This is a genomic window from Acinetobacter calcoaceticus (genome assembly GCF_051947995.1).
GTDB lineage: Bacteria > Pseudomonadota > Gammaproteobacteria > Pseudomonadales > Moraxellaceae > Acinetobacter.
The window spans coordinates 1-264 of record NZ_JBLVVH010000034.1; the positions used below are offsets into that span (position 1 = coordinate 1).

General features: G+C 67.8%; 1 protein-coding gene. It reads right to left on the reverse strand.

What is annotated here, in order from left to right; translation table 11 throughout:
- Positions 1–264: hypothetical protein (locus ACNQO6_RS18440; RefSeq protein ID WP_440209912.1), on the reverse strand; the 264-nt coding region annotated here is incomplete at both ends.

Here is a 264-nt window from a genome sequence, read left to right on the forward strand (position 1 = left end):
GATCGGTGCGGACCCAAGCCCTGCGATGACCAGACCTGCCAGGGCGACCCATGACGGCACACCGGGTAGCCCGACGAGGACGACGCCAACTCCTACCGTGATGAACCCGCCACGCACGAGCATCCGGTCACCGATGCGTTCGGCTACGAACCCGGCCAAGAACCGGCCGGCGGTGATCCCCAGGACGAAGAGAGACGCGAACGCTGCGGCGGTCGCGCCGTCCGTCCCTCGCACCGACACCAGGTACGATGCCGCCCATAGCAT